9 protein-coding genes are annotated in these 12,545 nt (G+C 71.4%); 7 read left to right on the plus strand and 2 right to left on the minus strand.

Annotated elements, in window-relative coordinates; translation table 11 throughout:
• Positions 1 to 69: 69 nt before the first annotated feature.
• Positions 70 to 702 (plus strand): 50S ribosomal protein L25/general stress protein Ctc, encoded by a 633-nt coding sequence (locus DEA06_RS01205; protein WP_116646140.1) that lies wholly within the window; start codon positions 70 to 72, stop codon positions 700 to 702.
• 126 nt (positions 703 to 828) lie between these two features.
• Positions 829 to 1,413 (plus strand): aminoacyl-tRNA hydrolase, encoded by a 585-nt coding sequence (pth, locus tag DEA06_RS01210; RefSeq protein ID WP_116646141.1) that lies wholly within the window; start codon positions 829 to 831, stop codon positions 1,411 to 1,413.
• Between the two features lie 76 nt (positions 1,414 to 1,489).
• Here pth and DEA06_RS01215 read toward each other — a convergent pair whose 3' ends face one another.
• Positions 1,490 to 2,029, minus strand: a complete 540-nt coding sequence (locus DEA06_RS01215; protein WP_116646142.1) for a hypothetical protein — start codon at positions 2,027 to 2,029, stop codon at positions 1,490 to 1,492.
• A gap of 199 nt (positions 2,030 to 2,228) precedes the next feature.
• Here DEA06_RS01215 and mfd point away from each other — a divergent pair, with 199 nt between their 5' ends.
• The gene (gene mfd / locus DEA06_RS01220) at positions 2,229 to 5,837 is read left to right on the plus strand and encodes a transcription-repair coupling factor (protein WP_205781196.1); all 3,609 of its coding nucleotides are present in this window, start codon (positions 2,229 to 2,231) and stop codon (positions 5,835 to 5,837) included.
• Between the two features lie 97 nt (positions 5,838 to 5,934).
• Here the strand turns inward: mfd and DEA06_RS01225 are convergent, their stop codons facing one another.
• Positions 5,935 to 8,604: a phosphoenolpyruvate carboxylase gene (locus tag DEA06_RS01225; protein WP_116646144.1), complete on the minus strand. Its 2,670-nt coding sequence runs from the start codon at positions 8,602 to 8,604 to the stop codon at positions 5,935 to 5,937.
• 136 nt (positions 8,605 to 8,740) lie between these two features.
• Between DEA06_RS01225 and DEA06_RS01230 the strand changes: the two genes are divergently transcribed.
• From DEA06_RS01230 to DEA06_RS01245, 4 genes are all read left to right on the plus strand, one after another.
• On the plus strand, positions 8,741 to 9,379 hold the full coding sequence (locus DEA06_RS01230) for a MazG family protein (RefSeq protein ID WP_116646145.1): 639 nt from the start codon (positions 8,741 to 8,743) through the stop codon (positions 9,377 to 9,379).
• Positions 9,380 to 9,518: 139 nt separating this feature from the next.
• Entirely contained in the window at positions 9,519 to 10,775 is a 1,257-nt protein-coding gene (hisS, locus tag DEA06_RS01235; protein ID WP_240606805.1) for a histidine--tRNA ligase, read from the plus strand.
• 59 nt (positions 10,776 to 10,834) lie between these two features.
• On the plus strand, positions 10,835 to 11,623 hold the full coding sequence (locus tag DEA06_RS01240; protein ID WP_116646147.1) for an SGNH/GDSL hydrolase family protein: 789 nt from the start codon (positions 10,835 to 10,837) through the stop codon (positions 11,621 to 11,623).
• A gap of 154 nt (positions 11,624 to 11,777) precedes the next feature.
• Positions 11,778 to 12,458, plus strand: a complete 681-nt coding sequence (locus DEA06_RS01245) for an O-methyltransferase (protein WP_116646148.1) — start codon at positions 11,778 to 11,780, stop codon at positions 12,456 to 12,458.
• The last annotated feature ends 87 nt before the right edge of the window (positions 12,459 to 12,545 follow it).

Below are 12,545 nucleotides of genomic sequence, written 5' to 3' on the forward strand. Positions count from 1 at the left end.
CCACCCCAGACCACAAGCACTGGGCAGTACCCGTGAACTGCGGGCCGCACGCCCACGAGGAGAACAACCATGTCGGAAGACAACAAGGTCAGCGCCGAGCTGCGCGAGAACTTCGGCAAGGGCTTCGCCCGTCGCCTGCGCGCCGAGGGCAAGATCCCCGCCGTCATCTACGGTCACGGCACCGACCCGAAGCACGTCTCGCTGCCCGGCCACCAGGTCTCGCTGCTCATCCGCCGCGCCAACGCGCTGCTCGAGCTCGACATCGCCGGCACGCCCGAGCTCGCCCTGGTCAAGGACGTGCAGAAGGACCCCGTGCGTCAGATCATCGAGCACATCGACCTGCTCGTGGTCAAGAAGGGCGAGAAGGTCTCGGTCGACGTCCCGATCTACGTCGTCGGCGAGCCCGCCCCCGGAACCATCGCGAACCTCGAGGGCAACACCGTGTCGCTCGAGGTCGAGGCCACCCACATCCCCCAGAACCTCGAGGTCAGCGTCGAGGGTCTCGAGGACGGCACGCACATCACCGCGGCCGACCTGAAGCTTCCCCGCGGCGCCGTCCTCGCCGGCGACCCCGAGGCGCTCATCATCGCCGTCTCCGTCCCGGCCGCGACCCTCGCCGCCGAGGATGAGATCGCCGAGATCGACGCCGCCGTCTCGGCCGCACAGGCACTCGAGTCGGCCGACGAAGAAGCATCCGAGTAAGAGCAATCCTCGCCCGCCGCGGTCCTCGACTCCGTCGAGGGGCGGAGGCGGATCGGAGAGACGAGGGGGCGCCCGGTGCGCCCCCTCGTTTCGTTTCCGGGTATCGGTTCGTTGGAGGATGAGGGCATGGCAGACACGTGGCTGGTGGTCGGACTCGGCAACCCCGGACCCCGGTACGAGGCGACCCGGCACAACATCGGGCAGCTCGTCGTCGATGAGCTCGCGGCCCGGCGCCGCGAGACGTTCCGCGCGCACAAGTCGCACGCGCGAGTCGTCGAGACATGGCTGCGGCCCGGTGCAGCCAAGCTCGTGCTCGCCAAGCCCGACAGCTTCATGAACGTCTCCGGCGGGCCCGTCTCGTCGCTGGCGAAGTTCTACGGCGTCCAGCCGGAGCGCGTCGTCATCGTGCACGACGAGCTCGATATCCCGTTCGACACGATCAAGCTGAAGACCGGCGGCGGGCACGGCGGGCACAACGGCGTCCGCGACGTCGCGAAGGCGCTCGACACCCCCGACTTCCCGCGCGTGCGCGTGGGCATCGGCCGCCCGCCGGGGCGGCAGGATGCGGCGGATTGGGTGCTGGATCCGTTCGGCGCGGCCGAACGCAAGACCCTGCCGATCCTCGTGGGCGATGCCGCCGACGCGGTGGAGCAGCTGGTCGCCGAGGGGCTCGTCGCGGCTCAGCAGCGCTTCCACGCCCCGCGCGCCTGAGGCCCGGCGCCTCGCGCCCGCTCATGACGAAGGCCCCGCCTCCCGGAGGAGACGGGGCCTTCTCGGCGCGTGGGCGTCAGGCGCTGATGTACGGAGCGGCGCCCGCGGCGAAGCCGACGCCCCAGATGATGGAGACGATCACACCGCCGACGACGGCGACGATGATCGCGGCGATGCCCCAGCCGCGGCCGCGCTTCTTCACGACGGCGACGATGCCCTGGATGAAGCCCCAGAGCGCCAGCACACCGAAGACGGCGAACCCGGCGACGGTCAGCAGTCCGCCGGAAGCGGCGATCTGCTGGGCGGCGGGCGGCAGATCGTTCGCATCGACGGTGCCCGAGGTGCCCGTGTACTCGATCAGGGTGCCCAGGCTCTGTCCGCCGAGGTACGTCACGATCGATCCGATGACCACGGCGGCGAGGGCGACGACGAACGCGATCACGCCGAGCTTGTTCGACCCCTTCGGCTGCTCCGTCGGGTAGTCGGACGGCGCTGCCGGGTAGGAGCCGGGGGCGGAGTACTGGGGAGCGGGCGGCGGCGCGGAGGCTCCCGGTGTCGGGGGCTGGTACGCGGGCTGCGAACCCTGCGGCTCGGGGGCGGGCGGGACGTTGCTCATGGCTACTCCTGGCTGTCGGCGAGCGGGGTACAGCCGCAAAGTGGCTGTGAACCCGTCAGTCTAGGGTCCCCGGTGGAATCGAGCCAGGGCACTTCGGACCCTCGCGTCACAGACCGTCGCGCCTCTATCATTTCGCTCTCGTGAGAGAACGGATGCGGCGGCGAAGCCCCGTGGGGGTGGAGGCGCGTATGCTTCTCCGGTGACAGTTCCCGGGATCGTGCGCGCCCTTGAGCAGGATGAATCGTTCCGGGAGGCGATGGCCGCCGCGGTGGTCGATGCCGACCTCTCGCTGGTCGAGGGGCTGCACGCCCCGGCACTCGCCGGCCTCCTCGAGCGGCGACGCTCAGCCGGGAAGCCCCCCGCGCTGCTGGTCATCGCTCCCACCGGCCGTCGTGCCGACTCGCTGGGCCCTGCCCTGGAGGCCCTCGTCCCGGGTGCGCAGGTGCTGCACTTCCCCGCGTGGGAGACGCTGCCCCACGAGCGGCTGAGCCCGAGTCCCGAGACCGTCGGCCGCCGTCTCGACGCCCTGCGACGCATCGCGTCGTGGGACGGCGAGACACCCCTGATCGTCACAGCATCCATTCGCAGTGCCCTGCAACCGCTCGCGTCCGGCCTCGCCGACGTGGCGCCGATCGACCTCACCGTGGGCGGGCGCGACTACGACCTCGAGTCGGTCACGCGCCAGCTCGTCGAGCGCGCCTACCTCCGCGTCGACATGGTGTCGCGCCGCGGCGAGTTCGCCGTGCGCGGCGGCATCCTCGACGTCTTCCCGCCCGTCGCCGACCACCCGCTGCGGGTGGAGTTCTTCGGCGACGAGGTCGACCAGATCCGCGCGTTCTCGGTGGCCGATCAGCGGTCGCTGCCCGGAGACGTCACCTCCGTCTCGCTCGTTCCGAGCCGTGAGCTGCTGCTGACCGCCGAGGTGCGGGCGCGGGCCGCCGAGCTGCGCGATGAGCTGCCCGCCCTCCGGTCGATCCTCGAGAAGATGGCCGAGGGCATCCCCGTGGAGGGGATGGAGTCGCTCACGCCCGCGCTGCTCGACCGCGTCGTGCCCCTCGTCGAGTACCTGCCCATGGGGGCGGCCGTGGCGCTCGTCGACCCCGAGCGGTCGTTCGCCCGCGCCACCACCCTCGCCGATACGAACCGCGAGTTCCTCGACGCCGCCTGGTCGGCCGCGACCGCCGGTGCGGAGACGCCGATCAGCCTGGGGGCGGGCGACTTCCTCTCCCTCGCCACCCTGCGCGACGCGGCCCGCGAGCGCGAGGGCGTGTGGTGGTCCTTGTCGTCGTTCGACTCGGGGGCCTCCGACGCGACGTCGGACTTCGAGGGCACGGAATACGACGGGCTCGCCGCCGACGGCTCGCTGCGCGTGCGCGGCCAGGCCGTGCCCTCCTTCCAGGGCAACATCGACGGCGCGACCGAGCACGTCGGGCAGCTCTTGACCGACGGCTGGCGGGTGGTCGTCGTGGCCTCCGGGCCCGGTCTCGTCGACCGCGCGCGTGACGTGCTGGCCGAGCGCGGCATCGCCGCCCGGCGTGACGAGGCGCTCATCCAGGAACCCGCCCCGGGGGTGGCCCTCCTCGTCTGCGCTGAACTCGAGCGCGGGTTCGAGATGCCGGGGTCGCGGTTCGCGGTGCTGACCGAGGCGGAGTTCTACGGGCGCGCCGTCGCCAACGACTCGCGCACGGTCAAGAAGCTGGCCTCCAAGCGGCGCAACGTCGTCGATCCGCTGCAGCTGAAGACCGGCGACTTCGTGGTGCACTCGACGCACGGCATCGGAAAGTTCGTCGAGCTGCAGCAGCGCGAGGTCTCCAGCGGCGGTCGCAATGCGGTCAAGAGCATTCGCGACTACCTCGTGCTCGAGTACGCACCGTCCAAGCGCGGCTACCCCGGCGACAAGCTCTACGTGCCCACCGACCAGCTCGACCTTCTCTCCCGCTACGTCGGGGGAGAGGCGCCCACCCTGTCGAAGATGGGCGGCAGCGACTGGGCCCAGGCGAAGGGACGCGCGCGCAAGGCGGTGCGCGACATCGCGGTGGAGCTGGTGAAGCTCTACTCGGCGCGCATGGCCGCGAAGGGCCACGCCTTCGGCCCCGACACGCCCTGGCAGCGCGAGCTCGAAGAGGCGTTCCCGTTCGCCGAGACCCCCGACCAGCTGCAGACGATCGACGAGATCAAGGCAGACATGGAGAAGCCGATCCCCATGGACCGCCTGCTGTCGGGCGACGTCGGATTCGGCAAGACCGAGGTCGCCGTCCGCGCCGCCTTCAAAGCGATCCAGGACGGCAAGCAGGTCGCGATGCTCGTGCCGACGACCCTGCTGGTCAAGCAGCACACCGAGACCTTCGCCGAGCGGTTCGCCGGGTTCCCGGTGAAGGTGCGCGCGCTCTCGCGCTTCCAGACCGACAAAGAGGCCCGTGAGGTGCTCGCGGGCATCACCGACGGCACGATCGACATGGTCATCGGTACGCACCGCATCCTCACCGAGAAGGTGCAGTTCAAAGACCTCGGGCTGATGATCATCGACGAGGAGCAGCGCTTCGGAGTCGAGCACAAGGACGCGTTGAAGAAGATGAAGACGAACGTCGACATCCTCGCCATGAGCGCGACGCCGATCCCTCGCACGCTCGAGATGGCGGTCACCGGCATCCGCGAGATGTCGACGCTGCAGACTCCGCCGGAAGACCGGCACCCGATCCTGTCGTACGTCGGCGCTCGCAACCCCAAGCAGATCGCCGCGGCCATCCGCCGGGAGCTTCTGCGGGAGGGGCAGGTGTTCTACGTCCATAACCGGGTGCAGTCGATCAACAAGGTCGCCGCAGAGCTGGCCGAACTCGTTCCCGAGGCGCGGATCGCCGTCGCCCACGGCCAGATGGGCGAGCACGCCCTCGAGCAGGTCGTCGACGACTTCTGGGAGCGCCGGGCCGACGTGCTCGTTTCGACGACGATCATCGAGACGGGTCTCGACATCGCCAACGCGAACACGATCATCATCGATCGCGCCGACAAATACGGGCTGTCGCAGCTGCACCAGCTGCGAGGCCGCGTCGGGCGCGCCCGCGAGCGTGCCTACGCCTACTTCCTCTACGACGACCAGAAGCCGCTGTCCGAGACGGCCGCCGACCGTCTCGAGACGATCGCGGTCAACAACGACCTCGGCAGCGGCATGCAGGTCGCGTTGAAGGACCTCGAGCTCCGCGGCGCCGGAAACCTGCTGGGGGGCGAACAGGCAGGACACATCGCCGGTGTCGGCTTCGACCTGTACCTGCGCATGGTCGGCGAGGCCGTCGCGACTTTCCGCGGTGAAGACACCGAGGGGCCGGCCGAGCTGCGGCTGGAGCTCCCCGTCGACGCGCGCCTTCCCGAGTCGTACATCGACAGCGAGCGCCTGCGGCTCGAGGCTTACCAGAAGCTTTCGGCCGCAGCATCCGCCACCGCCAAGGACGACGCGATCGACCTCGTCATCGATGAGATGCGCGACCGCTACGGCGAGCCCCCGGCCGAGGTCGACGGATTGATCGCCGTCGCGCGTCTGCGCCGCCGTGCGGCGCGCGCGGGGCTGGAAGACGTCGTGGCGATGGGGCCGAACCTGCGCGTCGCCCCCGCCCGGCTGGCCGATTCGATGCGCGTGCGCCTGCAGCGCTTGTACCCGAAGGCGAAGCTCGTCTCCGGCGGCGACGCGATGGTCGTGCCGCTGCCGACCGACACGCACGACGCCGCGCTGATCGCCTGGGTCGCCCAGCTGCTCGACGCGCTCTTCCCCGAGCCCGTCGCCGCGCCCGCCGAGCCGCAACCCGCCTCCGCCTGAGCCCGCCTCACGCCGAGGGTGCCCGTTTTCGCCGAGAGTGCCGCAACTAACGGGCACGATCGGCGAAAACGGGCACCCTCGAGCGGATGCTGCGCGCTCAGCCCGTGTTCTGGAGCCCGGCCGCGACCCCGCTGACCGAGAGCAGCAGCAGGCGCTCCTGCTCGGGATCGCTGGGCGTCGCCTCGTCGCCGGAGCGGAGCGACCGCAGCGCCCGCAGCTGCAGGAGCGAGAGGGCGTCGACGTAAGGGCTGCGCATCTTCACCGCGCGCTGGAGCACCGGCTTGTTGTCGAGCAGCTCCGAGCCGGCGGTCACGCGGATCACCCACGACCGCGTCAGCAGCATCTCGCCCATGACGAGGTCGGCGAGGTCGTCGCGGTCGCCGAGGTCGAGGTAGCGCCGGGCGATCCGCGCGTCGGCCTTCGCGAGGCTCATGGCCACGTTGTCGACGAGGGTGCGGAACAGCGGCCAGTCGGCGTACGCCTGACGGAGCCGGTGCTCGTCGCCGACGGCCTCGAGGGCCGTACCGAGTCCGAACCAGCCGGCGAGGTTGATGCGGGCCTGCGTCCACGCGAACACCCAAGGGATCGCCCGCAGGTCTTCGAGCGACTCGACCGACAGGCCACGGCGCGCGGGGCGCGAGCCGAGTGCGAGGTTGCCGAGCTCCTCCATCGGTGTGACGGTCGCGAACCACGGAGCGAAGCCGGGCGCCTTGACCAGTTCGAAGAAGCGGGCGCGGGATGCTTCGTCCATCGCCGCGGCGACATCGGCGTAGCGCTCGGCGGCGTCGCGGTTGCGGTCTTCGTTCGAGGGCGCCGAGGCCATGAGCACGGCGGCGGCCACCTGATCGATGTGTCGCATCGCGATGGCGGGGTCGCCGTAGCGGGCGAAGATGACCTCGCCCTGCTCGGTGAGCTTGAAGCGCCCGTCGACCGAGTGCGGCGGCTGGGCGAGGATCGCCGAGTTCGCGGGCCCGCCGCCGCGGCCGAGCGCACCGCCGCGACCGTGGAACAGCGTCAGCTCGATGCGGCTCTCATCGGCCCAGGCCGCGATCTTCGCCTGCGCCTCGTAGAGCGCGAGATTCGCCGCGACCGGGCCGACGTCCTTCGACGAGTCGGAGTAGCCGAGCATGACCTCCAGGCGGCGGTCGGTCGCGTTCAGCCGCGCCTCGAACTCGGGGTGATGCACGACCTCGGCGAGGATGGCCGGCGCGGCCTGCAGATCGGCGAAGGTCTCGAACAGCGGGATGACGTCGAGAACGGGCAGGGTCGCGCCCTCGCCCATGGCGTGACGGGCCAGCTCATGCACGTTCGCGAGGTCTTCGGCCGACTGCGTGAACGACACGATGTAGCGTCCCGCAGCGCGCGGGCCGAAGCGCTCCTGCACGAAGGCGATCGCGCGGAAGACCTCGAGCACCTCTTCGGTCTGTTCGCTGCGCGCGCCGCCGGCGGCGAGCTCGGCGAGCACGGCGCGGTGGACGGCGGAGTGCTGACGCACCTCGAGCTCGGCGAGGTGGAAGCCGTACGTCTCCACCTGCCAGATCATGTGCTGCAGCTGGCCGTACGCCTGGCGCGGTGCACCGGCCGCCACGAGCGACTCCTGCACCGTGCGGAGGTCGGCGAGGAGGTGGTCGGGGTCGCGATACGCCAGGTCGGCGTCACGGGTGCGCGTCGCGGCGATCTTCCGAGCCACGACGAGCAGGATGCGGCGGTGCGGCTCGTTGGGCGAGCGCTTGGCGATCTCGGTGGCGGCGTCCTCGTCGGCGGCGCGGAGACGCCGCCACAGTGCCAGCAGCGCCTCGCTCGGCGGAGTCGTCGTCGCGTCGAGCGTCAGACCGCGGCCGATGCGCTGCGCCGTGCGCTCGAGACCGAGGAGCACGTGCTCGCTGGCGATTCCCGCGGCTTTGCGGGTCACCTTCGCGGTCACGAACGGGTTGCCGTCGCGGTCGCCGCCGACCCACGATCCCACGCGCACGAAGGGGCGCACGATCGGCGGGCGGGACCCCGCATCCGCTCCCTGGATCGCCTCGTCGATGCGCCGGTAGACGTCGGGCACAGCCGTGTAGAGGGTCTCGTCGAAGATCGCCATGACAGCGCGCACCTCGTCGGTGGGAGACGGCTTCTCGGCGCGCAGCGGCGCGGTGCGCCACAGGGTGTCGATCTCCTCGATCATCTTCGGTTCGATGCGGGCCGAGTCGGCGCCGTCGCGGATCGCTGCGTCGCGCTCGTCGATGAACTCCGCGAGGCGTCGGATGCTGCTCGACACCGCGCGGCGGCGGGCTTCGGTCGGGTGCGCGGTGAAGACCGGGTGGAACCGCAGCGACTGCAGGCGGGTCAGCGCCGCCGCCTCACCGACCTCGCACGACAGCTGCGCGTACGCGCCGGCGATGGAGTCGGTGGCGGAGCGCCCCGGTCGTCCGTCGCGCTCGCGAAGCGCACGCACGCGCTGGTGCTCCTCCGCGAGGTTCACGAGGTGGAAGTAGGCCGTGAAGGCGCGGGCGACCTCGTCGGCACGCGCGACGGTGAACCCGTCGGCGATGGCCGCCGCACGCGCGAAGGCCTCGGGGGTCTCATCGGTGTAGGCGTGGATCGTCGCCGTGCGGAGGCGTTCGACGTCTTCGTACAGTCCGGGGGAGCCGCTCTCACGCAGAACGCGCCCGAGCAGCGAGCCGAGCAGTCGCACGTCGGAACGCATCTGCTCGGGCAGCTCCTCGGCGGCTTCGAAGCGGCCGACCAGGTCGATGGCCTCCGTGTGGGTCAATTCGCGCATCCCTCCACGCTAGCGCCGCCGGATGACGGTGATGTGACACGGCCCGTCTCGACGGGTGGGTCCGGTGCGGTCGCGATGACCGCGATACTCGTCTCGTGGCGCGCACGCCGCAGCATCCTTCTCCCCGGGAGTCCTCATGAGCACCGTCGATCCGCTCCGCGAAGCCGCTGAGACCATGCGCGCCGTGCGCGACCGGTGCGTCTGGTCGCAGCAGATCGATCACCGCGCCCTCGTGCCCTACCTGGTCGAGGAGAGCGCCGAGGTGATCGATGCGGTCGAGGCGGGCAGTCGCGACGACCTGCGTGAAGAGCTGGGAGACCTGCTGTGGCAGGTGCTCTTCCACGCCGAGATCGCGTCTCGCGATGAGGACGACCCTTTCGACATCGACGACGTCGCACGGGTGCTGACCGAGAAGATGGTGCGCCGTCACCCGCACGTGTTCGCCGGCGAGGTGGCAACGACGCCCGAGCAGGTGCTCGTGCACTGGAATGCGGCCAAGGCCGCGGAGAAGCGCACGCGCACGAGCGTGCTCGACGGCGTGTCGGAGCACATGCCGTCACTCGCGCTCGCGCAGAAAGTGCTCGGACGCGCCGCGCAGGTCGGCGTCGAGGCGATGCCTGCCGCTGCGCCGGCGCGGACGGAGGCCGAGCTCGGCGACGCGCTCCTCGCGCTCGTCGCCGAGGCGCGCGGCAACGGCTGGGACGCCGAGCGCGCGCTCCGCGAGCGTCTGCGGATGCTGCAGGCCGACGTCCGCGCGGCCGAGGAGCCCGCGTAGCGCGCTGAGAGTCCACGACACCCGGACGCGCCTCGCGCTGCCTCCGGGTGTTATGGACTCTCAGTGATCGGGCGCGGCGGAGCGCCCCGCGGCGACCTGGAAGAATGGCGCGGTGGCAACCGTGAACCCGCCGCGCGGCATGCGCGACTTCCTCCCCGCCGAGAAGGCCCGTCGCGAGCGCGTGCTCGCCGTCATCCGTGATCGCTACCGCGCGCACGGCTTCGACGAGATCGAGACCCCCGTCATGGAGGAGTACTCGCGCCTGCACGCGGGCATCGGTGGCGACAACGAGAAGCTCGCCTTCAACGTTCTGGCCCGCGGGCTCGACGCCGACGCCATCCGCGCCGCTGCCGACGACCCGGCGGCCCTCACCGACCTCGGGCTCCGCTACGACCTCACCGTGCCGCTCGCGCGCTTCTATGCGAGCCACCGCGGCGAACTGCCCGGGGTGTTCCGCGCGATCCAGATCGCCCCCGTCTGGCGTGCCGAACGGCCGCAGAAGGGCCGCTACCGCCAGTTCGTGCAGTGCGACATCGACATCATCGGCGATGCCACCGCGCGCGCCGAGGCCGAACTCATCGCCGCCACGCTCGACACCCTCGATGCGCTCGGGCTCGAGGGAGGGGTCGTGCGTGTGAACGATCGCCGGGTGCTCGACTGGATGCTGTCGAGCTTCGGTTTCGCCGAAGACGAACGCCCCCGCGTACTCATCACGATCGACAAGCTCGACAAGATCGGGCCCGACGGCGTGGTGCGCGAGCTCGCCGACCGCGGTGCCGCCGCCGCGGCCGTCGAGGCGTTCGGGGAGTTCCTCCGCCGCACCTCGGATGCCGACGCGCCGTTTGGCGAGCAGCAGATCCGCGGTGCGCTCCCCGACGGGGTCCCCGACGAGATCGTCGCGCACCTGACGGGGATCGGCGACGCCGTCGCCGCCGCGCGGCCGGGGGAGTCTGGCATCCCGGTCGTGTTCGATCCGTTCCTCGTGCGCGGCATGGGCTACTACACCGGCACGATCTTCGAGCTCGCCCACCCGAGCGTCGGCTACTCGCTCGGCGGCGGCGGTCGCTACGACGGCATGATCGGGAGGTTCCTCGGTCAGGACGTGCCGGCCGTCGGCTTCTCGATCGGCTTCGAGCGCATCGTCGACCTGCTCGAGGGCGACGCGGATGCTGCGGGGCGCGCGATCGTGCTCGTGCACGACCGCGACGTCACGGTCGCCGAGCTGGTCGCGGTGAAGGCGTCTCTCGTCGCGGAGGGTGCACGCGTCCGCCTCGAGCAGCGTCCGAAGAACCTCAAGCCGCTCCTCGAACGCGCGTCCGCTGACGGCTACACCGGGTTCGCCTTCGTCGCCGCGGGCGCGGGCCCGGCCGACATCGAGGTGAAGCCGCTCGCCTGACGGGGGCCTCTTCACCCTCCGGCAACGTACCGTTCAGCTCGCCGGGGTCGAATCGGGGCATGAGCCGCATTCGAGTGGCCGCGATCGCCGCGTCCGGACTCGCCGGGGCCGGCGTCGTGGTCGTCGCATCGCGCGAGGTGCTGCGCCGCCAGGCGGCCGTCGCGCGCAGACGCATCGGCAAGCCTCTGGGTGAGCTCGCGCCCGACTCCGACCGGGTGTGGCGCCGCTCGCTCGAGGGGGCACCGGTCGAGCTCCTGCTGCTCGGCGACTCCATCGCCGCCGGCCTCGGAGCCGAACGACGCAAAGACACCCTCGGCGCGCGCCTCGCGAAGGGGCTCGCCCGGCGCACCCATCGGCCCGTGCGGCTGAGGACCGCGGCGGTGGTCGGCTCCGAGTCGTCGGCGTTGGCGGGGCAGCTCGACGCGCTGCCCCCCGACTACGTCGCCGACCTGGCGGTCATCGTCGTCGGCGGCAATGACGTCACCCACCGTGTGCCGGTCTCGGTGGCGACCGGGCACCTCACCGAGGCGATCGGCCGGTTGCACGAACGCGGCGCGGCCGTCGTCGTCGCGACCTGTCCCGACCTTCGGTCGTTGCGGGCCGTCCCGCAGCCCCTGCGGAGCCTCGCCTCCCGGCTCTCACGACAGCTCGCGAACGAGCAGGCGGAGGCCGCGACCGCCGCGGGTGCCGAGGTGTTCTCCCTGCGCCGGACGGTGGGGCCCATGTTCCTGTCCGAGCCCGACGAGATGTTCAGCCTCGACCGCTTCCACCCCAGCGCCCTGGGCTACCGGCGCACGGCCGAGGCGCTCCTCCCCGTCGCGCTGCACGCGCTGACGCGCCACGCCTGACCCCCCAGCATCCGCCCGCCCTCCTGCCGCCGAGACCGCACGGCGTCGCGGAAGGCGCACGCGATCGCGCCCGACGGCATGCGGGTTCGGCGAGAGCGTGCGGTCTCGCGGGGGTGTCTTGACCAGGCGCGCGCCGGGACGCGAGGCTGGCGACATGAGCGAGCTCACCCCCGACGCGTACCGCGCGGTCGACGCCTATCTGTCCGAGACCCTCGTCGGACACGACCCCGCTCTCGAGGCGGCCGTGGCAGACCAGGATGCTGCGGGGCTGCCCTCGATCGAGGTGGCACCGGTCAACGGCAAGCTCCTCCACCTGCTCGTGCGGATGAGCGGCGCGCGCCGGGTGCTCGAGATCGGCACGCTCGGTGCCTACTCGACGATCTGGCTGGCACGGGGCCTTCCCGCCGACGGGCGTGTCGTCACGATCGAGGCCGAGGCGGCGAATGCCGCCGTCGCCCGCGCGAATCTCGAGCGGGCGGGGGAGAGCGGCCGGGTCGAGGTGCTCGAAGGTCGGGCGGCCGACGTGCTCCCCACCCTCGCCGGCGGCGAACCGTTCGATCTCGTCTTCATCGACGCCGACAAGGAGTCGAACACGATCTACCTCGACTGGGCGGCCCGGCTCGGGCGCCCCGGAACCGTCGTGGTCGTCGACAACATCGGCCGCAACGGCGACGTCGCCGACGCCGACACCGTCGACCCGCGGATCGTCGGCACCCGCGCGGGCCTGGCGATGCTCGGCGGCGACCCGCGATTCGACGCCACCGCGCTGCAGACCCTCGACCGCAAGGGCTGGGACGGCGTGGCCATCGCGCTCGTGACGGACGCCGCATCCTGACCCGCCCCGTGGAGAGCCGTTCGCTTCACTAGACTCGACGAGGACCGACGACGCTCCGCACCACCTCACACCCCGAGATCACACAGG

The organism is Microbacterium sp. Gd 4-13 (assembly GCF_003095395.1).
GTDB lineage: Bacteria > Actinomycetota > Actinomycetes > Actinomycetales > Microbacteriaceae > Microbacterium.

Bases quoted from the DNA above. Each gene is read 5' to 3' on its own strand.
- DEA06_RS01205 (WP_116646140.1), top strand. From the start codon at position 70: ATGTCGGAAGACAACAAGGTCAGCGCCGAGCTGCGCGAGAACTTCGGC.
- pth (WP_116646141.1), top strand. From the start codon at position 829: ATGGCAGACACGTGGCTGGTGGTCGGACTCGGCAACCCCGGACCCCGG.
- DEA06_RS01215 (WP_116646142.1), bottom strand. From the start codon at position 2,029: ATGAGCAACGTCCCGCCCGCCCCCGAGCCGCAGGGTTCGCAGCCCGCG.
- DEA06_RS01225 (WP_116646144.1), bottom strand. From the start codon at position 8,604: ATGCGCGAATTGACCCACACGGAGGCCATCGACCTGGTCGGCCGCTTC.
- DEA06_RS01230 (WP_116646145.1), top strand. From the start codon at position 8,741: ATGAGCACCGTCGATCCGCTCCGCGAAGCCGCTGAGACCATGCGCGCC.
- hisS (WP_240606805.1), top strand. From the start codon at position 9,519: ATGCGCGACTTCCTCCCCGCCGAGAAGGCCCGTCGCGAGCGCGTGCTC.
- DEA06_RS01240 (WP_116646147.1), top strand. From the start codon at position 10,835: ATGAGCCGCATTCGAGTGGCCGCGATCGCCGCGTCCGGACTCGCCGGG.
- DEA06_RS01245 (WP_116646148.1), top strand. From the start codon at position 11,778: ATGAGCGAGCTCACCCCCGACGCGTACCGCGCGGTCGACGCCTATCTG.